This is a genomic window from Naasia lichenicola (assembly GCF_004801885.1).
Lineage (GTDB): Bacteria > Actinomycetota > Actinomycetes > Actinomycetales > Microbacteriaceae > Naasia > Naasia lichenicola.
In genome coordinates this window covers 330,133-349,717 of the sequence record NZ_SSSM01000006.1, presented here as the reverse complement: position 1 = coordinate 349,717, position 19,585 = coordinate 330,133, and the positions used below count along the sequence as shown (strand labels likewise).

The following is a 19,585-nucleotide window of genomic DNA, read 5'->3' as shown; positions in this document are numbered from 1 at the left end:
GGATAGATGCGGCCGGGGATGGATCTCAGAGTCGGTCCGTCGACCGCTCCCTCTGCGGCTGGGGCGACCCGTCGACGCGATCCCAGATCTCACCGAGGGTCGTCTTGTGATCCTTGAGGTGAGCGAGGCGAGCGGTCTCCCTCAGGAACACGCGACGGTCTGCTGCATCAGCGCCGACCTTGGCCAGGAAGCGCTCGCGGATCCTCGAGTCGGTCGAGGAGACGATGCGCAGTCGCAAGTAGCGCAGCGGAGCATGCTCGTGCTGACCGACGACGGGTCCGAGGGCCGGCCTGATGGCGACGAGCTGCTCCAGCTGACGCGTGGTCGCGCCCGGCTGACCGGCCATCGCGGTCGGCACGCGCGGATCGCGGTCGCGCATGAGCTTCTGCCAGACGTCGTCGGGCAGCGGGTGCCGGATCTCGGCGAGGCTCAGCCGCATGGCGAGATCGGGCGAGCCGGCGAGCATCCGCACGCGGGACAGCTCGACATCGTCGAAGCGCTGGCGACCGTCATCAGTCATGCAGGGATGATCACCCCGGAGGGCGACCGCTTCAGGGCGACGCGCCGTGCGGCCGTCCGCTGCTCGACCCGCCACTCCCCCGCCGGAGCGGTCAGCGGCGGGCGGACGAGCTGAATCCGGTGAGCACGCCGAGGAACTCCTCGAGGAAGGCGGGGTAGTCGATGGCGGAGGCGACGCGACTGTCGGGAGCCGCGTCGAACTCCCACGCCGGCGCATGGCGGTCCGCCGTCTGCATCAGCCGTCCGCGGATGGCGAAGCCGTCGGAGAGGACCCGGATCGGACCGGTCCGCCATTCGGTCACCAGCGCCGGTTGGAGCAGGATCGCGGCGGCCAGCCCGTCGTGCGCGGGCGAGACGCGGCGACCCCATGCGTATCGGTAGAAGTCCATGTACGACTCGAGGATCTCGGCGCTGAACTCCCCCGCCGCGGACCCCGATGCGCGGAGCCGCTCGACCGCCTTCTCATCGATGACAGCGCTACCCGTCACATCGACGCCGACGGCGATGAGCTCGTTTCTCGGTGCCGTGAAGACCCGCTCCGCGGCGATCGGATCGTTCTGCACATTGGGATCGACCATCTGGTACTCGCCCAGCGCCGGGAACGCGCCGGATCCCGCCATCACGACCACCGAGCGGAGCAAAGCGAACAGATCGGGCTCGAGCTCCAGCGCGAGGCCGATATTGGTCAAGGGAGCGAGCGCGAGCAGGTCGTAGTGTCCGGGACGGCTTCGGGCCAGCTCGACGATGAGCTCCGCCGCGGGAAGCGGCGACAGGTTCGTGGCATCGGCGGGCGGGAATCGACCTGGTGTGAGATCGCCGAGACCGTCACGTCCGTGGACGTGCGCCGCGATGTGCGCCGTTCCCTCGATGGGGTTCTGGGCGCCGCGTGCGACGAGAACGTCCTTACGACCTGCGATCCGGAGCACCCTGCCGATGTTGATCAGCGCGGACTCGACGTCGGTGTTGCCGTAAACGCTCGTGATCGCAACGACCTCCGCGCGCTCGTGACCGTGGAGATAGAGCAGTGCCATCGCGTCGTCGATGCCCGTGTCGGTGTCCACGATGATCTGGCGGATGTCGTCGTCGGCGCGATCAGAGGCGGCTGCTGTCACGCTCCGACCCTATGGCGCCCTCTCAAGCGGCCGAAGTCGGCGGCATGCTGCGCAGGTCGCAGCGTCGGCCTCGCCCGTGCGCATCCGACGGAACCGGTGGGGACCCGCTAACATGGATCCGGCCAGATGGCGCGGATCGCGCTGCCGGGCCCAGTGCCGTGAGGCGCTCGGGGTTGTAGCTCAATGGTAGAGCCTCAGTCTTCCAAACTGATTACGCGGGTTCGATTCCCGTCAACCCCTCCACTTCGAAAGCCCTGGTCGGAATCTGATTCCGCCAGGGCTTCCGTCATGTCGCGGTCGAGCGGCGAGGTCTGGGCGGCGGCCAGGATCCCGTATCGGCGAAGGGTCGTCCTGCGCCCTCTCCGCACGAGAAGGCGCGAGCAGGCTGGATAGATGATCCGCACGGTCCACGGCGGAATCCCAACGTCGAGCCCTAGCGTCACGGCAAGGGGAAGGCGGCGGCCATGGGGAGCTCATCCATCCGATTCAGCGCGATCGGGGCGGTGCTGGCACTCGGTGCCATCTGTCTTTCGGGGTGCTCCACTGGGCCCGTCGCTGCCGATCCGGATCCAGCGGCGACCCAGGGAACCTCGGCGAGCGCCGCACCGAGCGCATCGCCATCACCTTCGGCGGCTGCGCAGGGCTGTCCCGCGAATGACGCACAGGTCCCCGGAGACGCGATAATCGGCCAGATCGGCGACGTCGATGGTGACGGCCAGCCCGATCAGCAGTTCTACGTCGAGGCCGGAGGCTTCGCCTACGGCATTCACACGGCATCGGGGGCGACGATCACGCTGCAGGATGACCTCGCCGGGCCCGGCTCGCACCGCGGCTGGTCGGTCCGCACCGGACAGAACCAGGTGGTCACCGTGCTCGACGACGGTCGATCCGCCACGCTGCACGGCTTCGTGGACTGCGCGTTCACCACTCCGATCGGCGCCGATGGCCAGCCGTACTCGTTCTCATTGGCGGGGTTCGGTGACATCGGCACCGGTGTCGCCTGCGGACCCGCCGACGCAACCGGGTTCCGCCAGATCTTCGGCATCGAAGCGCGGGTGCAGTCGGACGGTCGCTACAAGATCACGAGCACCGAGGTGGAGGTGTCTGCAGACGGCTCGAGCGCGACGAACGGTGCGACGACGACGGACCCGAGCTCCTACGCCGTCGACGACCCTCGGGTGACGACCGCCATGACCGCGGTATGCGATGGCGTGGAGGCCGTGCACACGAGCGGCAAGTAGCCGGAGGCCGGTTGCCCCGCTTCGATCCGGCCCCACGTCCGTGGCCGGTCGGCAGCGGATGGTCGTCAGGGCTTCCTCGTCAGCATCCTCACCCAGGCGCCGAACGCGTTCAGTCCGCTTCTCGCTCTCACCTTTCGGGTGGATGATTCCCTTGTGCGGACGCGGAGAACGAGTGGATGCGCTCCGTCGCGTGAGGCACTCTTCGCGGCTCGCGTGCGTCGCTTCCTCGTACTCTACGGCACCGTCGGACTCGTCTATCTCGTACTCGGCGGGGTCTCGATGATCGTCGAGGGCCCCGATGTGCTCGGCTTCGTGTTCCTCGCACTCGGCGCCTTCTGGCTGTTCCTCGTCGTCCGATTCCTGCTCCGCTCGCGCAGCGCGCTCGAGATCGGACCGGGTGATGAGCGCACCGATCTGCGCGGGGCCGAGGGCATCGGCCACCGTCACCTGGCCACGCGCGCGCGGATGCGTCGTCCATAGGGCGAACGGCGCTGCGGTCCGGTTGCAGGCGAGCGCGGGCGGGCATCCGGCGCTCGCGGAGCGTGCCTCTGGACCAGCTCGTTTCGGAGGCCGGCGGGCCTACCCTGTCGGTATGAGTCCCGGGGTGAGCATCGCGATCGGATACGTGGTGATCGCGATCGGCATCCTCGCCGCGCTCAGCTCGCTGATCGGGGCACGCTGGGTGCTGCTGGTGGCGTCGCTGCTGCTCCTCATCTTCGGGATCCGGCTCCTGGTCGGAGGTCGGCGAGAGCTGGCTCGTGATCGGATCGATCCTCCGGAGCTGCCCGCCGGACGCTGAAGGATCGCGCCCGTTCCGATTCCTGAAGGCACTGACGCCATCCGCTCCCACCACGGCCTGGTCGGACCCGCGCAGATCTAGGCTCGGAGGATGGCGGACTCGGTGCGCGTGGACGTGTGGCTCTGGGCGGTGCGGCTCTACAAGACCCGGTCGCTCGCCACGGCGGCGTGCAAAGCGGGCCATGTCCGAGTCAACGGAGATCGTGCGAAACCGGCTCAGACGGTGCGGATCGGCGACGAGGTCATCGCCCGCACGGATCGCGAGCACATCCTCGGGGTGAAGGGCATCCTGCTCAAACGGGTCGGCGCGCCCGTGGCCGCCGAGGCGATCGAGGATCGCACCCCTCCCCTGCCGCCGCGAACCGAGACGCCGCTCACCGTGCTCCGTGAGCGGGGCGCCGGCCGGCCCACCAAACGGGACCGCCGGGACATGGAGAAGCTGCGCGGCTACTGATCCGCGTCCGGCTCCGATCCGGCGATCCGCACCAGCCCGCAGATCACCGGCTCGCGGATCACCGGCCGGCGGACCACCCGCCCGCGGATCACCCGACCGCGAGCAGGCGGACGGGGATGGTGACGACCACTGCCGCGCCGACGCACGCGATGTCCGGAAGTCGGAATCTCCACGCCACCGCCGCCGCCGCCAGACCGGGGACGACCGTCGGATCGGCAGCCTTCCATTGGAAGCCGAGCAGCTCGACGGCGAGCAGTCCGGCGAGCAGCGCAGGAGGGAACCCCGACACGATGTCGGCGACCACGCGCGGCAGGGCTCGGGTGCCGAGCAGGGCCGGCGCGGCCCCCTTGAAGACGATGTTGATCACCGCCAGGGCGATCGTCGCCACGATCATCGCGGTCACGTCGACCTGCGCGTCCGCACGGCGGCGATCGTCGCGGCAGCTCCACAGAGCAGCAGCGCGATTCCACCCGGCAGGAAGTACACCGCGACGATGCCGATGACGAGCGCCGCTCCCGCGATGATCCGCGCTCGGGCCGAGAAACGGATCGCGCCGAGCAGGAGCACGAGGAAGAAGGCGGGGAAGATGACGTCGAGGCCGTAGGTGCGCATGAACTCGGTGGAAGGAGCGAAGATCGCGCCGATCGCGGTGCCGAGGATCCACGCCGGCCACTGCACGAGCGTGGCGCCGAGCATCTTCTCGCGGTCGAGAGTGCCGTCGGTGCGCTGCGCGCTCACGAAAGAGGCGTCGACCACGCCCTGACCCTCGAGCGCACGCTGAAGTGGACCGCCATGCAGCCCACGCGCGACCGCGATGGACATCGGGATGAAGCGCGCGTTGATCAGCGCCGCGGCTCCGATCCCGGCGACCAGCGCCCCGCCGCCGGACATCGCGGTCACGATGGCGAACTGCGCCGAGCCGGAGAAGACGACGAGCGACATGGTGATGGCGAGCCAGGCCGGCCACCCGTTGGTCACGGCGAACGCGCCGAAGCTGATCGCGAGAGCGAAGGCACCGGCGGCCATGCCCAGTCCGATGCGGAACCCACCCGCCCAGCCCACCGAGTCGACGTGATCGCCGCCGACGTCGTCGTCACCATCGCCGTCGTCACCGGGAGGGCCATCAGCGGGAGGCGGTGAGGGCTTCATCGCGGTCAGTCTGACGGCTGCAGCCGACATCCGCGAGGGGCGCATGCCGTGCCCTCAAGCACCCCGCTCGCCTCGAGCCGTCGACACGGTCAGAGGGCGGGCAGGCTCACGAGCGGGATGCGACGCGGAGTCTGCGCCTGGTGCTCGAGGAAGAACGGGGAGTCGCGGGTGACGTCTGCCCAGACCCGATCGTATTCGGCTCCATCGAGCACCACCGCACGCGAGCGATAGGCCTTGTCGGGCAGCTCCACCGTGACCTCGGGATCGGCTTCGAGGTTCAGGAACCACCCCGGATGCGCGAGCGCCCCCATGTTGCTGGCGATGACGACCGGCACTCCCCCATCGAGGTGGAACATCATCGGCGCGGTGATCTGCTCGCCCGACCGTCTTCCCGTGGTGGTCAGCAGAACGAGCCGCTCGCGATGCAGGCCCTGCACCTCACCGCCGGCACGGAACTGCTCGATGACCTGCGCGTTGAACTGCAGCTGGTCCGGCTGCCCGTCATCGGTCGCATCCATTCGCTCGCCCTCCCCGTCGTCCGCCTCGATGGCGGACTCGTCTGCCATCCGACGAGTCTGGTCTCAGCGCTCGAGGAATGCGAGCACTGCAAGGACCCGGCGGTGCTCGCTTCCGGAGTCCTCCAGGCCGAGCTTGAGGAAGATTCCGGTCACGTTCTTCTCGACCGCCCCTGTGCCGATGACGAGGGCGGCCGCGATCGCCGCATTCGATCGGCCCTGCGCCATCAGAGCGAGCACCTCGCTCTCTCGACGGGTGAGCGCGTCGAGCGGATCCGCGCGCCTGCTCATCAGCTCGGAGACCACCAGCGGATCGAGTGCCGTTCCTCCATCGGCGACCCGCTCGATGGCGTCGCGCAGCTCGTCGAGTGAGCTGACTCGATCCTTCAGCAGATAGCCGATCCCACCGGACCCCGCCCGCAGCAGCTCACGCGCGTAGGTCGCCTCGACGTACTGGCTGAGCAGCAGGATGCCGAGGGCCGGATGACGACGGCGGAGCTGGATCGCGGCCTGCACGCCCTCATCGCGGAAGGTCGGCGGCATCCGCACATCCAGCACGGCCACGTCGGGCGCGTGCTCGGCGATCAGCGTCTCGAGGCCGGTGGCGTCTCCGACGGCGGCGACTGTCTCGAAGCCCGCCTCGGCCAGGACGCGCACGAGACCCTCGCGCAGCAGCACCGAGTCCTCGGCGAGCAGGATGCGCAAGGGTCTCGTGGGGGTCGTCATGACGTGGGGTCTCCTGGGTTGATCGGCAGCGTCGGAGTCGACCCGACAGGTGGGGTCGGTTCCGCGGGTGAGATCGATTCCGGGGGCTGGGACTCGATCGGCAGCGGGATGGTCGCGGCGATCCGCGTGGGACCGCCGGCCGGGCTGGCCAGGTCGAGCGTGCCGCGCATCCCGGCGACCCGTTCGGTCAGACCGACCAGTCCGTGGCCCGGCACCAGGGTCGCGCCTCCCCGTCCGTTGTCGTCGATCTCGAGAGTCAGCGTCACCGGCGCGCCCTCTGCGGAGCCTTCGACGACATGCACGCGCAGAGCGATGGCGGTGGCCTCGGCATGCTTGACCGCGTTGCTGAGCAGCTCGGCGACGATGAAGTAGGAGCCGCGCTCGATCTCGCCGGGCAGGGTGCGTCCGCCGAGATCGATCGAGCATTCGACGGGCACGCTGCTGCGGAGCGCGAGCGCCTCGATCGCGGCGCTGAGTCCTCGGTCCTGCAGCAGCGGAGGCGCGAAGCCTTGAGTGAGCGCGCGCAGCTCGTCGAGGGTCTCCTGCGCGAGCAGGCGGGCGGAGCCCATCAGCTCCATGGCCTGCGCTGGATCGTCCGCCATACGGCGCTCGGCGCTGGCGAGGTCCATCTGCAGGCGCATCAGCCGCTGCTGCGGTCCGTCGTGGATGTCCCGCTCCAGCCTGCGCAAGGAGTGGTCCTCGGCGACGACCGCGGCGCGCTGCGAGGCGGCCAGTGCGGCGACCTCGGTGGACATGTCCTCGCTCGGGAATCGGGCGAGCAGCACGCGCGCCGCTCCCCAGTGGGCGTAGGTCATGCCGTGGGTGATGAACGGGATGAGGGCGACCATGGCGGCGCCGAGCAGGGTGAACCCCGTGATCGCGAGTGCGGTCAATCCGGGATCCTCACGATCCCAGACGGCGTAGGTGAGAAGAGTCCCCAGATTCCAGTCGGTGCCGATCTCGGTGTTCGGACCGTAGGAGAAGCCCGGAAGGTTGCTCGGCCTCACGGCGGCCCACAGGGGCGTGAGGAGCAGCGAGAAGCCGGTGACGAACCAGGCGAAGGTGATGACTCCGCTCACGATCGCCACGAGGAAGTTCACGATCGCGCCGTGGACGTAGTACAGCCAGTGGTGGGCGCTCGCCAGCGGATCGATGACCGCGCGCATGAAGGTCTTGCCGGCGAAGGGTGGAGTCCAGCGAGGCTCCGCGATCGGCGGAAGGCCCGAGGAGCGCAGACGCAGGAGCTCGAACGAGCCGAGGTATCGGGCCGCGACGAGCACGAGGGACACGATGATGATGCCGACGAACAGGAAGACGAGGCTCGCGCCGGTCGCGATGGCCGCGGTGAGGAAGTTGAAGACGACGACCGCGATGATCCAGGTCGGCACGAGGTAGCCGAGCTCGCGCGGCACGCCCCGCCAGAGGCGCAGGTAGAGGGGCCGGCGCTTCGCGAGGCCGTCGGCGGTCGGGTCCGCCTCGAGGCGGATGCCGGGTCGTGCGGTGGGGCTGCTGGCGGCCGGCGGGCGGCCGACGGCGGGAAGGCTCTGTGACATGCCTCGAGCCTCCCGTTCCACGCCTCCCGACCCTATCCGGGAGACCTCCCGACCGTTCCGGGGGCTAACCCCTCCTTCCAGCGCCGAATTGCCGCAAATGGCTCTGAGATCCGCCTTTTGAGAGCCATTTGTGGCAATTCGGCGGGGTTCGTGAAGGGCCTGCGCGGCGCTGGCTCGATGCAGCTCAGCGCTGGATGAGAACGCCCGAGCCCGTGCCGTCGGTGATCACCAGGTTGCCCTCGGCAGCCAGCTTGGCGAGGGTGTCGAGGTAGCGCTGGCGCAGGATGTTGTCGGTCAGCGATGCGTTGAGGATCGCGTTCGCATCCGCTTCGGCCTGCGCCTGCACGACCTTCTGCTGCGCCGAGACCTTGGTCGACTCCAGCTTCGCCTGCTCGGTGGTCACGTTGATCTGGGCCTGCTGCGCCTCGGCGTAGGCGTTCGTCACCGTCTCGCTGTAGCGGATCTCCTGCAGGGCGACGTCCTCGACGATGATGCCGTCGTCCTCCCAGCGCGCCTCAAGCGCGCTGAGGATGCTGGCCTGCACGTCATCGCGCTCGGTGAGCAGCTCGAGGGTCGTGTACTTTCCCGGCACGCTGCGCACGACGGAGCGGACGTCGTTGTTGATCAGGCGGGTGCGCAGATTGTCCTCGTTGAGGTACTGGCTGTAGATGTCGATCACCGCGTTCGGGTCGAGGCTGTAGCGGATCGCGACGTCGACGTTGGCCGTCACGCCCTCGGCATCCTGCACGGTGATCTGCGGTCCGTCGGCTGCGCCGCCCGTGTTGTCGCCCGCGCTGTCGCCGCCCGTGTAGACCACGCGCTGATTGCGCACGTCGAAGGTGACGACATCCACCCACGGCGCCTTCCAGTGCAGGCCCTGCGTGGTCTCCTGGCCGACGATGTTGCCGAACCAGTCGCGCTGCACGCTCGCCTGGCCGACGTCCTGGGTGAAGGTCGCGGAGAAGAAGGTCAGTGCCAGCCCCGCGACGATGGCCACCCCGGCGACCGCCCGTGGGATGAGCTTGCTGCTGACACGGAGCGACGCGATGACCGCGCCTGCCGCGATGAGGAAGAAGATGATGGCGACGACGAACATCAGGGCCTCTCTGCCTGTCCAATGGGTGCGCGGACAGCCGGGATGGGTGGGCGACGATCCTACGGGTTTTCATAGAAGCCCTGGTGAAGTGGTTCTCCGGCGCCCAACGACCGCTCCGATGAGGAAAGCCTTCTCTTCGTTTGGCCAGCCTTCGCTTGCTTGCGAACAATTCTCATGTGAGTAGCGTTGAGGTCAGCGATGCGACGGCCGCCCGGATCTCGATCCTCGGAATCCCGTGTGCATCTCGACCGACTTCATCAGTCAACGAAAGGATTCAGTCATGACTGACACCATCTCCGTCAACAAGGACGCATCGAGCCTGCTCGGCGCCGATGTCGCTGCAGGCGTCGCCCAGTTCCTCCAGCCCGTCGTCGTCAACCTCCAGGCCCTCGGCGTGGACGGCAAGCAGGCGCACTGGCACGTCCGCGGCTCGAACTTCATCGGCGTGCACGAGTTCCTCGACGTCTACGTCGGCCACGTGCAGGAGTGGGCTGACCTCGCCGCGGAGCGCGTCGTCGCCCTCGGCCTGCCCGTCGACGCCCGGGTCCAGACGCTCGCAGCCGCGACCACGACTCCGGTGCTCGCCGACGGCTTCCAGCGCACCAATGCGACGATCGCGGCCGTGGTCTCGCAGATCGACACCACGCTCGAGCTGATCCACCAGGGCATCACCGGTCTGGACGACATCGACGTGAGCAGCCAGGACGTGCTCATCGAGATCGCCCGCGGCCTCGAGAAGGACCGCTGGTTCCTCTTCGCCCACATCGCCGAGGCCTGATCCGCGGCAGCTCCGCTGCACCTCGCTCCGCGAGCCTGATTCATCTGAAAGGGCCGTCCCCTCGGGCGGCCCTTTTGTCGTCTCCGGACGCGCCTGCGGCGTGTTCGGCGACCCGTGCGATCGCTCGGCCACCTTTCCTACCGACGGCCACCTCTATAAACCTGGCCCACGGTAGAAAAGCTGGCCGTGGCGGAGGTAAAGGTGGCCAACGGTAGGAAAGGTGGCCGAGCAGGACCGAAAGGTGGCCGAGCAGGACCGAGAGGTGGCCGAGCGTTACAGGGCGCGGTGGGTGAACCGGCCCTCGAGCAGCGTCGCGGCCACCGGCATGGCGCGCAGCTGCTCCGCGGGGGTGTTCAGCGGATCGTATTCCGTGATCGCGATGTCGGCGATCTCGCCCTCGCTCACCACTCCCCTGCCTCGGGTCGACGCATAGAGCGCCTGCTCCGGCGTGATGGACTGCTCGGGATGCCACGGCTCGCGCTCGTCGGCCGTGCGCCCGATGGCCGCGGCCATGCCGAGCCACGGATCGAGCGCGGATACGGGAGCGTCGGAACCGAATGCCAGCGTCGCCCCGGCATCGAGCAGCGACTTCCAGGCGAACGCGCGATCGGCGCGGTCCGCCCAGAAGTGATCGGCGACCTCGCGGTCGTCCATCGCATGCTCGGGCTGCACGCTCGCCGTCACGCCGAGCTGGGCGAAGCGCGCGAAGTCGTCGACAGCGATGAGCTGGGCGTGCTCGATCCGGCCCGTCGTCGCCGTGCGGGCGAACGCATCCAGGGCGACCTTGTTGGCGGCATCGCCGATGGCGTGGATGGTGGGCACGATCCTCGCCATCGCCGCCGTGCGGAGCAGGGCGTCCAGCTCGTCCTCGGGCACGGTGAGCAGGCCGTAGCGGTCGTCGCCCTCGAGATCGGCGTAGGGCTCGAGGCAGTAGGCGGTGCGGGTGTTGAGCGATCCGTCGATCAGGATCTTCAGGAAGCCGACCGTCGTGAGCTCGTCGACCTTCTGGCCGGTGCGTATGCCCAGCTCGATCGCGGTGTCGAGGAACTGGGAGTAGATGCCGAACTGGACCCGGAGGGAATCGTCGCCCGAGGCTCGGCGGCGTGCCCAGACCTCGAGGTTCCAGGCCATCTCCAGATCCACGATGCCGACGACTCCCCGGCTCGCGGCCTGCTGGGCCGCCTCTGCCGCCCACACGTCGACGATCACGTCGGGCAGCTCGTTGACGGCGCGCTCGACCAGGAATGCGTCGTCTTCGCGGACGAGTCCGTATTCGTCGATGGCAACGCCGATGGTCTCGGCCGCCGTCGTGTTCAGCCACGCCGTATGCAGGTCGGCGCTGATGAGCACGACCGGCGCGCCGAACGCGGCCTGGTCGAGCAGCTCGGACGAGGGCATGTCCGGCCAGAGTCCGTCGCGGAAGCCGTGCCCCACCAGCGGCCCCGCGGGCGGCATGCCGCCGTTGCGGGCGCGCTCGCGCACCATGTCCGCCGCCTCCGCCGCAGACGCCGCGCCGCCGACGTCGAGGCGGTGGGAGATCAGCGAGAGCTGGGTGAAGTGCACGTGCTCGTCCCACAGCCCCGGGATCACGAATCGTCCGTCGAGGTCGATCACCTCGCCGAAGTGACCGGGGCGATCGGCGGAGAAGTCCGCGTAGCCCTGCTCCGTCGGTCCGAGCATGCGCTCCGGCTGTCCGCGCAGGCGGTGGGCGATCCGATCGAGTCCGGGGAATCGTGAGGCGCGCCTGGGGCCATCCACCGGGACCAGTCGGCGGATCAGCCCGTCGGCGATATCGAGGTCCCACAGACCGTCGCGGCCGGGAAGTCGTGCCTTGCGGAGCAGCAGTGCTCGTCGTTCAGCCACGGGCCGCCCGACGACGTTCGTGGACGCGCCGCATCTCGGCGGCGAGCGCCGGCTGCGCGTACGGGCCTGACCCCTCGAGCTCTCCGATGACGGTGTCGACGATGTGGTCCGGCCGGTTCTGGCTCAGCTTCGACTTGGCGACCACACGGGTAGGCCGCAGCCGGAAGCCCACCGTGCCGGAGCTGATCCGCTGCGCGTACTGCGCGTTCTCCGGAGTGATCTCCATCAGCCGAGGCTCGGGAAGCACCCTTTCGAAGTGCTCGACCAGATCGCCGAGGACCCGGTAGTTCTCCTCGTCGCTGAGGATCTCGGGCACCCCGTACAGATGGGCGGTCACGTAGTTCCAGGTGGGCACGTTCGGCCTGTGCGAGCCGTCGGGATCCGTGTACCAGCCGGGCGAGATGTAGCCGTGCGGCCCTTGGACGATCAGCAGGACCTCCCGCTCTCCCAGGCCGTGCAGCTGCTCGTCGGGGCGTCCGACGTGGGAGACGACCGAGATGCTCTCCTCGTCCTCCTCGAGCACGATCGGGTAGTGCGATGCGACCATCCCGTCGTCGGTCGTGGAGATGAGGATCGCCCACGGGTTCTCGCGAATCAGCCGCTTCAGCTCGACCTGGTCCTGCAGCACGAAGCTCGGGTTCTGCCGCATGTCACAGCTCCTCGGGAGCGGCAGGCGCGTCGGGATCAGCTGGCGTCGCAGCAGCGGCCGAGGCGGGCGGCAGCTTCGGTGTCGGCCGCTTCTGCCAGCCCGGCGCCCAGTACAGGTTGCGCCCGCCCATGTCCTCGATGACGACCTCGCCTCGACCGCGCGGCGCCTTCTTGCCCTGCTGCTTGTAGACGTAGTGGCGGGCATCCCGGCTCGCCATCGCGGCGAGGTACTCGTCCTCGTTCAAGCCGTCCTTGGTCATCATCTGACCCGTCTCGACCCCGATGGCGAGCAGCTTCGCCCAGTCCCGCCACAGCGCGCGGAGCACGCGCTCGGGAACCTCCTTGCCGGGGGTGTACGGATCGAGGCGAGCTCGAAAGAGGAGCTCGGCACGGTAGACGTTGCCGATCCCACTGATGACGCTCTGATCCATGAGCAGCAGTCCGATGGGGGTGGACTTGCTGCCGGCCTTCGTGACGAAGCGGTTCTCCGCCGCCCGGCCTGCATCGACCAGCGGATCCGGTCCGAGCTTGGCCAGGGCGGCCTCGACCTGGTGGGAATCGAGCACCTCACAGGCGGTGGGCCCGCGGAGGTCGGCCACGGCCATCTCGGTCAGCAGGCGGACCCGGACGGCGCCGATCGGTGCGGGCGGGAAGTCGGCGAGGTCGGTCGCGCGCTCCGACTCGGCCATCCGCAGGCGCGTGCGGCGCGGAGCGCCAATCGAGCCCAGGCTGTCTTCTGGCAGGGCGTCGGGCACGGAACCCGATGAGGCCTCCAGGGCTGCCCGTCCGCCTCGCGTCACGGAGGCGACGACCTCGGCCGAGTCGAGCTCGCCGGCGACGGAGTCGAGGAACGTGCCTCGTTGGTTGGTCTGCCCGATCCGGCCGCCGGCCGAGGCCAGTGTGGCGTCGACCGTGATGTCACCGGCGAAGTCCCACGCGCCGTAGAGCCCGAGGTGCACCCGGAGGAATCGATCGCCGTCGAACTCGAGGAAGAGCTGCTTGCCGACCGCGCTGGAGGCGATCATCGTGCGTCCGTCCAGCTCGGCGGCGCCGGCCGCGAACCTCCCCTGCGGGCTCGAGGCCGCGACGCGGTGCCCGACGAAGTTGGCGCGGAACTGTCGGGCGATGCGATGGACGGAGTGGCCCTCAGGCACTCGCCGACACCGCCGGGTTGTGCTCGCCCGCCGCGATGGCGCGGGTGTCCTCGTACTCCGCCAGCTGGGCGATCCGGCGCTCGTGCCGCGGATCGAAAGAGAACGGCTCGGCGACGAAGGCGTCGATCAGTGCGGTCGCCTCTTCGAGAGTGTGCTGGCGGGCGCCGATCGAGATGACGTTGGCGTCGTTGTGCTGGCGGGCGAGCTGGGCCGTCGCGGTGCTCCAGACGAGGGCGGCGCGCACGCCTGTCACCTTGTTGGCGGCGATGGCCTCGCCGTTGCCGGATCCGCCGAAGACGACGCCGAGGGTCTCGGTGCCGATGGACTGGTCGGCGACGACCGCCTGCGCCGCGGCGATGATGAACGCCGGGTAGTCGTCGAGCGGGTCGTAGCTCGACGGACCGTGGTCGACGACGTCGTGACCGGCCTCCGCGAGGTGCTCGATGATGTGCCGGCTGAAGTCGAGACCCGCATGGTCGGTCGCGAGATGGATCCGCATTCCAGAGAGTCTAGGGAACGCGGCGTGGCGTCGCGTGCCCACCTCCGATCGCCCGGTAGGGCGCCGGTCAGGGGTGCGCCGGCCGCTCGTCTCCATCCCAGGCGACCCACGCCCCGTGAGGGTGCGAGCGCGCCACAGGCACGCCGTCGACGGCCACCACGAAGGAGAACTCGTGGGCCGTGTCGCTGCCGTAGGCCTGCGAATCGATGCCGGGGATGACGTCGTCGAGCTCGCTCGCGATCCACACGCACGGCAGGGCGAGCACGGTGTTGACGAACGTCTCGACCTCCTCGTATTCGACGTAGCCGAGCACCGCGGAGTGGAAGATCACCAGCGTCGCCTCGGGCGGCACCTGCCGGATGAGGGCGGGCAGGGCGTCGTTGAGGTCGCCCTTCACGAGCATGGGGGTCTCCCCCGCCACGAGCTCGATGGCCGCGTCGAGCGTGCGCGACCTGCGCTCGTTGTCCGGCCAGATGAGGGCGCGGAGCCAGGCGACGTCATCCGGGTTCCGCACGTCCACGGGATTCAGGTCGATGCCGGCGCGCCAGACGATCTGCGGGAGTTCAGGGGGTGCGGGGAAGTGATCCGACACGGCGCACTCGATCACCACGGGGCTGGGACCGTCGGCGGGGTGGATGGCGGGGTGATCGCCGTACTTGAAGGAGTACCGGTCCGGGTACAGGCACAGGCCCGCAGACGCCCCGACCTCGAGGAGGGCGATCGGCTTACGGATCTGCGCGAGCAGCGGCAGGATCGGGGCGAGGCGGGATGGGTCGTTGGTCTGCATCGTCCGTCCGACGGCGGTCTCGAGCACGAGCTCGCGATGCTCGAGGACCCAGTCGCGGAAGGCCTCGAACTGGTGGAACGGGGCGCCGAGGTACCGGGCGAGCGCGAAGACGAACGTCACCTGCCGCTGCATCGCCGGCAGCTCGTCGATGATCTCGAGCAGCTCGGGGTCATCGGCCGCGCGCCGGGCGAGCTCGGCATACACCGGAGAGAGGTCGAGCGCGTCGACATCGGCGAACACTCGATACCGCTCCGCCGTGAGCGATTCGTTGCGCGTCGAGGTCTGCTCCGCGGATGCCTGGTCGATCACCACGGCGATATTGAAGCACGCGGCGCGACCCTGACAGGTCGAGGAACTCTCGATTCCCAGCTGAAGCGCTGAGAGAACCACCAGGCGAGGGGTCGGACCGGCGTTCTAGGGTTGAGGCACGCGACAAGGACGGAAGCACAATGCCCGGAGAGAACCTCACACGACTCGAAGCCCAGGAACGGAAGGCGCTGCTCGATGTGGCGTCCTACGAGGTGGTGCTCGACCTGACCACCGGCCCCGAGACCTTCGGCAGCACCACCACCGTGCGCTTCAGTGCCGGCGAAGGGGCGTCGACCTTCATCGATGCGATCACCAAGACCGTGCACTCGGTCACCCTGAACGGCACGGAGCTCGACCCGGCCGCGGTCAGCGACGGCGTGCGCATCCAGCTCGACGGGCTGGCGGACGAGAACGAGCTGGTGGTCGTCGCCGATGCCCTGTATACGAACACCGGCGAGGGCCTGCACCGGTTCGTCGACCCGGTGGATGACGAGGTCTACCTCTACACGCAGTTCGAGGTGCCCGACTCGCGCCGGATGTTCGCCGTCTTCGAGCAGCCCGACCTGAAGGCGACCTTCCAGTTCACCGTCACGGCGCCCGACTATTGGGAGGTCGTCTCCAACTCGTCGACGCCCGAGCCCGTCGACGTCGGCGAGAGCAACTTCCGCTGGGAGTTCGCGCCCACGCCGATCATCTCGAGCTACATCACCGCCCTCATCGCCGGCCCGTATTCGGTCGAGCGTCGCGAGCTCACCTCGAGCAGCGGACGGGTCATCCCGCTCGGGGTCTTCGCCCGCGCATCGCTCGCCCAGTACCTCGACACCGACTACATCGTCGAGAAGACCCGACAGGGGTTCGAGTTCTACGAGGCGAACTTCGACTACCCGTACCCGTTCGAGAAGTACGACCAGCTCTTCGTGCCCGAGTTCAACGCGGGCGCGATGGAGAACGCCGGCGCGGTGACCTTCACCGAGTCCTACGTCTTCCGCTCCAAGGTGACCGACGCCATGCGCGAGCGCCGGGTGACGACGATCCTGCACGAGCTCGCGCACATGTGGTTCGGCGATCTCGTGACGATGAAGTGGTGGAACGACCTCTGGCTCAACGAGTCGTTCGCCACCTACATCTCCACCCTCGCCACTGCCGAGGCCACCGAGTGGGTCGAGGACTGGACCACCTTCGGTGCGCTGGAGAAGGGCTGGGCCTACCGCCAGGACCAGCTGCCCTCGACGCATCCGATCGTCGCCGAGATCACCGACCTCGAAGACGTCCAGGTCAACTTCGACGGGATCACCTACGCCAAGGGCGCCTCGGTCATCAAGCAGCTCGTGGCCTGGGTCGGTCGCGACGAGTTCCTCGCCGGCGTCGCGGCGTACTTCAAGAAGCACGAGTTCTCGAACACGGAGCTGACGGATCTGCTCGCCGAGCTCGAGACCACCAGTGGACGCGATCTCTCGTCGTGGTCGGCGCTCTGGCTCGAGACAGCAGGGGTGAACACCCTCAAGCCGACCTTCTCTGTCGGCGAGGACGGCACCTACTCGTCCTTCTCCATCCTCCAGTCGGCGACCGAGGAGTGGCCGACGATCCGCCCGCACCGACTCGGGGTCGGCTCCTACTCGCTGCAGGACGGTGCTCTGGTCCGCACGGGCACCTTCGAGCTCGACGTCGACGGCGAGGTCACCGATGTGCCCCAGCTCGTCGGGACCGCCCAGCCCGATCTGCTCCTGCTCAACGACGATGATCTGGCCTACGCGAAGATCCGGCTCGACGAGCAGTCGCTCGCGACCGCAATCGAGCACCTCGGATCGATCTCATCGCCCCTCGCGCGCTCTCTGGTCTGGGGATCGGTCTGGGACTCCACCCGCGACGCCGAGAGCGCCGGCCGGGACTACGTGCGCCTGGTGCTCGGCAACATCGGCGCCGAGACGGAGTCGACAACGGTCCGCACCGTCCTCGGCCAGCTGCAGCTGACCGCGTCGTCCTATGTGGCACCCGAGCACCGAGCCGCTGCGCTCGAGCAGGTGGGCGATGCGCTCTGGGAGCTCGCCCAGGCCGCCGATGCGGGCTCCGACAACCAGTTCCAGTTCGTGAAGGCGTTCGCCGCCATCGCGCACACGCCGGGACAGCTCGACACCGTGCAGGCGGTGCTCGATGAGAGGATCCAGCTCGACGGCCTCGACATCGACACCGATCTCGGCTGGGAGCTGCTCATCGCCCTCGCCGCGGGAGGACGAGCGGGGCAGGCCGAGATCGACGCGGCACTCGCCAGCGACAACACGGCGACTGGACGGCAGTCCGCCGCCCACGCCGCCGCGGCCATCCCGACCGTCGAGGCCAAGCAGGCCGCGTGGGACTCCATCGTCGGGTCCGATGGAGCGGCCAACCTGATCGTTCGGGCCACCGGCCTCGGCTTCCTGCGCACCGCCGACCCGTCGCTGCTCGCGCCGTTCGTCGATCAGTACTTCGCCGCCCTCACCGGACTGTGGGAGTCGCGCAGCTACGCCATCGCAGCGGGCATCATCAACGGGTTCTACCCGTCGCCGCTCGCTGACCAGGCGCTCGTCGACGCCTCCAAGGCGTGGCTGGACGCCAACCCCGAGACGCCGGCGCTTCGCCGGCTGATCATCGAGAGCGTCGCCGGGGTCGAGCGCGCGCTCGCCGCCCAGGCCCGCGACGCGCAGGACGTCTGAGTCGCTCGGGCACATCGGGATCGTCGGGCACGTCATCGTGAGCGTGCCCGACGATCCGATATGCCCGAGACGCTCGACAACCGATTCATAGACTGGGGGCCCTATGACATGGGATGAGTTCTGGAAGGCGTGGCACGTGCCGATCGAAGTCGCCTCGATCATCGTCGTCGCCGTCCTCGTGCGGATCGTGCTGCACTTCGTGATCCAGCGGGTCGTCAATCAGATCGTCAGCGGCGTCAAGAAGCGCCAGCGCACCGATGACACGCAGGCCCTCGCGGCGTCGCCGCTGAGCGCCGTCCGGATCGTTCAGCGCACCCGCACGCTCGGTGGGATCCTCGGCAATATCGTCTCCGTCGTCATCACCGTCGTGGCCGTGCTGTCGATCGTCACCGCGATCAACCCCAGCATCACCGGTGCGTTCTCCCTGATCACGGCGGCATTGGGAGCCGGTCTGGGCTTCGGCGCGCAGAACATCGTGAAGGACGTCCTCAACGGCCTGTTCATGGTCATCGAGGATCAGCTCGGCGTCGGCGATGTCGTCGACACGGGCCAGGCGACCGGCGTCGTCGAGAGCGTCGCGATTCGGATCACCCAGATCCGCGACGTCAACGGCACGCTCTGGTACGTCCGCAACGGCGAGATCACCCGCGTCGGCAACATGTCGCAGGGCTGGGCACGGGTCATCATCGACCTCGCGATCCCCTACGACGCCGATGTCGATGCGGTGCAGGATCGCATGCTCGCGACGGCCAACGAGCTCGTCGACAGCGAGCGCTGGAAGTCATCCGTGCTCGAGCGGCCCGAGATCTGGGGCCTGGAGTCGATCTCCTCCGAGGCTCTTGTCATCCGCATCGTGATCAAGACCCGCACCAGCGCGAAGGACGACGTCGCCCGCGAGCTGCGCATGCAGCTCAAGCGCTCGCTCGACGACATGAACGTCAAGCTGCCCTCGCTCAACACCGTCGTGCTCTCGGGCTTCGAAGGTGCGGCCAGCGTCAAGGGCGCACGCAGCCCGAAGCCGATTGAGCCGGGATCGACTCGGGCAGCGCCGACCAAAAACCAGGCTCCGCACGTGAGCGCGGCCGTCCTGCCGAAGACCACGAGGTCCCGCCGAACCAAGCCCGTCCCGCCGAGCGATCAGGTCGAACGATGAGCCAGCTGCCCGATCCGCACCAGCCCGCGTCGGCGTCTTCCGTCCCGGCGAACGTCGAGGCGTCGCTGCCGACCGCATCCCCTGTCACCATCCGCGTCGGCGCCGGACCCACCGCGCAGCCGGTGGACGGCAACTTCTACGAGCAGGTCGGCGGCCGCGCGACCTTCGAGAAGCTCGTGCGCGAGTTCTACCGAGGTGTCGCCTCGGATCCCCCGCTGCTCGCGCTGTACCCCGAGGCCGACCTCGAGGGCGCCATCCAGCGCCTGACGGGCTTCCTCGAGCAGTACTGGGGCGGTCCCGGCACCTACAGCGAGATGTACGGGCACCCGCGACTGCGGATGCGGCATGCGCCCTTCGTGGTGACGCCGGCTCAGCGCGACCGCTGGCTCCAGCACATGCGGACGGCGGTCGACTCGTTGCGCCTGCCTCCGCTCCAGGACGCCACCCTCTGGGCCTACCTCGAGCGTGCCGCCTTCGCCATGGTCAACTCCTTCGCCGACTGACCCCGCCCCATCTGGCCGGGTCTCCGGGATAGCCTGAC

The 19,585-nt window shown here is 68.8% G+C and carries 21 protein-coding genes and 1 tRNA gene; 9 read left to right on the top strand and 13 right to left on the bottom strand.

Going from position 1 to position 19,585, the window contains the following annotated elements:
* Positions 1-25: 25 nt before the first annotated feature.
* Positions 26-520 (bottom strand): hypothetical protein, encoded by a 495-nt coding sequence (locus E6C64_RS17885; RefSeq protein WP_136429057.1) that lies wholly within the window; start codon positions 518-520, stop codon positions 26-28.
* Positions 521-611: 91 nt separating this feature from the next.
* Positions 612-1,631: a nucleoside hydrolase gene (locus E6C64_RS17880; protein ID WP_136429055.1), complete on the bottom strand. Its 1,020-nt coding sequence runs from the start codon at positions 1,629-1,631 to the stop codon at positions 612-614.
* Between the two features lie 169 nt (positions 1,632-1,800).
* On the opposite strand from E6C64_RS17880, the gene E6C64_RS17875 reads away from it, so the two are divergent.
* The 5 genes from E6C64_RS17875 to E6C64_RS17855 all read left to right on the top strand — a co-directional run bounded on the left by E6C64_RS17875 (position 1,801) and on the right by E6C64_RS17855 (position 4,124).
* Positions 1,801-1,874 (top strand) — tRNA-Gly (locus E6C64_RS17875).
* A 221-nt stretch (positions 1,875-2,095) separates the two neighbouring features.
* Positions 2,096-2,872 (top strand): hypothetical protein, encoded by a 777-nt coding sequence (locus tag E6C64_RS17870; protein ID WP_136429053.1) that lies wholly within the window; start codon positions 2,096-2,098, stop codon positions 2,870-2,872.
* 213 nt (positions 2,873-3,085) lie between these two features.
* Positions 3,086-3,352: a hypothetical protein gene (locus E6C64_RS17865; RefSeq protein WP_136429051.1), complete on the top strand. Its 267-nt coding sequence runs from the start codon at positions 3,086-3,088 to the stop codon at positions 3,350-3,352.
* A gap of 112 nt (positions 3,353-3,464) precedes the next feature.
* Complete coding sequence (locus E6C64_RS17860; protein ID WP_136429049.1) at positions 3,465-3,671, top strand: hypothetical protein; 207 nt, start codon at positions 3,465-3,467, stop codon at positions 3,669-3,671.
* Between the two features lie 90 nt (positions 3,672-3,761).
* Entirely contained in the window at positions 3,762-4,124 is a 363-nt protein-coding gene (locus E6C64_RS17855) for an RNA-binding S4 domain-containing protein (protein WP_136429047.1), read from the top strand.
* 88 nt (positions 4,125-4,212) lie between these two features.
* Here the strand turns inward: E6C64_RS17855 and E6C64_RS17850 are convergent, their stop codons facing one another.
* The 6 genes from E6C64_RS17850 to E6C64_RS17825 form a co-directional block, all read right to left on the bottom strand.
* The gene (locus E6C64_RS17850) at positions 4,213-4,527 is read right to left on the bottom strand and encodes an AzlD domain-containing protein (protein WP_136429044.1); all 315 of its coding nucleotides are present in this window, start codon (positions 4,525-4,527) and stop codon (positions 4,213-4,215) included.
* Positions 4,524-5,273 (bottom strand): AzlC family ABC transporter permease, encoded by a 750-nt coding sequence (locus E6C64_RS17845; protein ID WP_136429042.1) that lies wholly within the window; start codon positions 5,271-5,273, stop codon positions 4,524-4,526. The genes E6C64_RS17850 and E6C64_RS17845 overlap by 4 nt, the downstream gene beginning before the upstream one ends.
* An 89-nt stretch (positions 5,274-5,362) precedes the next feature.
* Complete coding sequence (locus E6C64_RS17840) at positions 5,363-5,839, bottom strand: nitroreductase/quinone reductase family protein (protein WP_199241090.1); 477 nt, start codon at positions 5,837-5,839, stop codon at positions 5,363-5,365.
* Positions 5,840-5,854: 15 nt separating this feature from the next.
* A complete protein-coding gene (locus tag E6C64_RS17835; protein ID WP_136429041.1) occupies positions 5,855-6,514 on the bottom strand; it encodes a response regulator transcription factor in 660 nt (219 codons plus the stop codon).
* Entirely contained in the window at positions 6,511-8,067 is a 1,557-nt protein-coding gene (locus tag E6C64_RS17830; RefSeq protein ID WP_136429039.1) for a sensor histidine kinase, read from the bottom strand. Before E6C64_RS17830 ends, E6C64_RS17835 begins: the two co-directional genes overlap by 4 nt.
* 184 nt (positions 8,068-8,251) lie before the next feature.
* Positions 8,252-9,163, bottom strand: coding sequence for a prohibitin family protein (locus tag E6C64_RS17825; RefSeq protein WP_136429037.1), 912 nt, complete (start codon positions 9,161-9,163; stop codon positions 8,252-8,254).
* Positions 9,164-9,443: 280 nt separating this feature from the next.
* On the opposite strand from E6C64_RS17825, the gene E6C64_RS17820 reads away from it, so the two are divergent.
* Complete coding sequence (locus E6C64_RS17820; RefSeq protein ID WP_136429035.1) at positions 9,444-9,941, top strand: Dps family protein; 498 nt, start codon at positions 9,444-9,446, stop codon at positions 9,939-9,941.
* Positions 9,942-10,214: 273 nt separating this feature from the next.
* Here E6C64_RS17820 and E6C64_RS17815 read toward each other — a convergent pair whose 3' ends face one another.
* From E6C64_RS17815 to E6C64_RS17795, 5 genes are all read right to left on the bottom strand, one after another.
* Positions 10,215-11,804: an amidohydrolase gene (locus E6C64_RS17815; protein WP_233255711.1), complete on the bottom strand. Its 1,590-nt coding sequence runs from the start codon at positions 11,802-11,804 to the stop codon at positions 10,215-10,217.
* A complete protein-coding gene (locus tag E6C64_RS17810) occupies positions 11,797-12,453 on the bottom strand; it encodes an FMN-binding negative transcriptional regulator (RefSeq protein WP_136429033.1) in 657 nt (218 codons plus the stop codon). Before E6C64_RS17810 ends, E6C64_RS17815 begins: the two co-directional genes overlap by 8 nt.
* 1 nt (position 12,454) lies before the next feature.
* Positions 12,455-13,606: an Fpg/Nei family DNA glycosylase gene (locus E6C64_RS17805; protein ID WP_136429031.1), complete on the bottom strand. Its 1,152-nt coding sequence runs from the start codon at positions 13,604-13,606 to the stop codon at positions 12,455-12,457.
* Positions 13,599-14,105, bottom strand: a complete 507-nt coding sequence (locus E6C64_RS17800) for a ribose-5-phosphate isomerase (protein WP_136429029.1) — start codon at positions 14,103-14,105, stop codon at positions 13,599-13,601. Before E6C64_RS17800 ends, E6C64_RS17805 begins: the two co-directional genes overlap by 8 nt.
* A 67-nt stretch (positions 14,106-14,172) precedes the next feature.
* Positions 14,173-15,204 carry a DUF2332 domain-containing protein gene (locus E6C64_RS17795; protein ID WP_158437924.1) on the bottom strand — a complete coding sequence of 344 codons (1,032 nt, stop codon included), beginning with the start codon at positions 15,202-15,204 and terminating at the stop codon, positions 14,173-14,175.
* A 137-nt stretch (positions 15,205-15,341) separates the two neighbouring features.
* Here E6C64_RS17795 and pepN point away from each other — a divergent pair, with 137 nt between their 5' ends.
* The 3 genes from pepN (at position 15,342) to E6C64_RS17780 (ending at position 19,547) form a co-directional block, all read left to right on the top strand.
* A complete protein-coding gene (gene pepN, locus E6C64_RS17790) occupies positions 15,342-17,891 on the top strand; it encodes an aminopeptidase N (RefSeq protein ID WP_136429026.1) in 2,550 nt (849 codons plus the stop codon).
* A gap of 103 nt (positions 17,892-17,994) precedes the next feature.
* Positions 17,995-19,044 carry a mechanosensitive ion channel family protein gene (locus E6C64_RS17785; RefSeq protein ID WP_136429024.1) on the top strand — a complete coding sequence of 350 codons (1,050 nt, stop codon included), beginning with the start codon at positions 17,995-17,997 and terminating at the stop codon, positions 19,042-19,044.
* The gene (locus tag E6C64_RS17780) at positions 19,041-19,547 is read left to right on the top strand and encodes a globin (protein WP_136429022.1); all 507 of its coding nucleotides are present in this window, start codon (positions 19,041-19,043) and stop codon (positions 19,545-19,547) included. Before E6C64_RS17785 ends, E6C64_RS17780 begins: the two co-directional genes overlap by 4 nt.
* The last annotated feature ends 38 nt before the right edge of the window (positions 19,548-19,585 follow it).

Bases quoted from the DNA above. Each gene is read 5' to 3' on its own strand.
- E6C64_RS17885 (WP_136429057.1), bottom strand. From the start codon at position 520: ATGACTGATGACGGTCGCCAGCGCTTCGACGATGTCGAGCTGTCCCGC.
- E6C64_RS17870 (WP_136429053.1), top strand. From the start codon at position 2,096: ATGGGGAGCTCATCCATCCGATTCAGCGCGATCGGGGCGGTGCTGGCA.
- E6C64_RS17860 (WP_136429049.1), top strand. From the start codon at position 3,465: ATGAGTCCCGGGGTGAGCATCGCGATCGGATACGTGGTGATCGCGATC.
- E6C64_RS17855 (WP_136429047.1), top strand. From the start codon at position 3,762: ATGGCGGACTCGGTGCGCGTGGACGTGTGGCTCTGGGCGGTGCGGCTC.
- E6C64_RS17845 (WP_136429042.1), bottom strand. From the start codon at position 5,273: ATGAAGCCCTCACCGCCTCCCGCTGATGGCCCTCCCGGTGACGACGGC.
- E6C64_RS17840 (WP_199241090.1), bottom strand. From the start codon at position 5,839: ATGGCAGACGAGTCCGCCATCGAGGCGGACGACGGGGAGGGCGAGCGA.
- E6C64_RS17835 (WP_136429041.1), bottom strand. From the start codon at position 6,514: ATGACGACCCCCACGAGACCCTTGCGCATCCTGCTCGCCGAGGACTCG.
- E6C64_RS17830 (WP_136429039.1), bottom strand. From the start codon at position 8,067: ATGTCACAGAGCCTTCCCGCCGTCGGCCGCCCGCCGGCCGCCAGCAGC.
- E6C64_RS17825 (WP_136429037.1), bottom strand. From the start codon at position 9,163: ATGTTCGTCGTCGCCATCATCTTCTTCCTCATCGCGGCAGGCGCGGTC.
- E6C64_RS17820 (WP_136429035.1), top strand. From the start codon at position 9,444: ATGACTGACACCATCTCCGTCAACAAGGACGCATCGAGCCTGCTCGGC.
- E6C64_RS17810 (WP_136429033.1), bottom strand. From the start codon at position 12,453: ATGCGGCAGAACCCGAGCTTCGTGCTGCAGGACCAGGTCGAGCTGAAG.
- E6C64_RS17800 (WP_136429029.1), bottom strand. From the start codon at position 14,105: ATGCGGATCCATCTCGCGACCGACCATGCGGGTCTCGACTTCAGCCGG.
- pepN (WP_136429026.1), top strand. From the start codon at position 15,342: ATGCCCGGAGAGAACCTCACACGACTCGAAGCCCAGGAACGGAAGGCG.
- E6C64_RS17785 (WP_136429024.1), top strand. From the start codon at position 17,995: ATGACATGGGATGAGTTCTGGAAGGCGTGGCACGTGCCGATCGAAGTC.
- E6C64_RS17780 (WP_136429022.1), top strand. From the start codon at position 19,041: ATGAGCCAGCTGCCCGATCCGCACCAGCCCGCGTCGGCGTCTTCCGTC.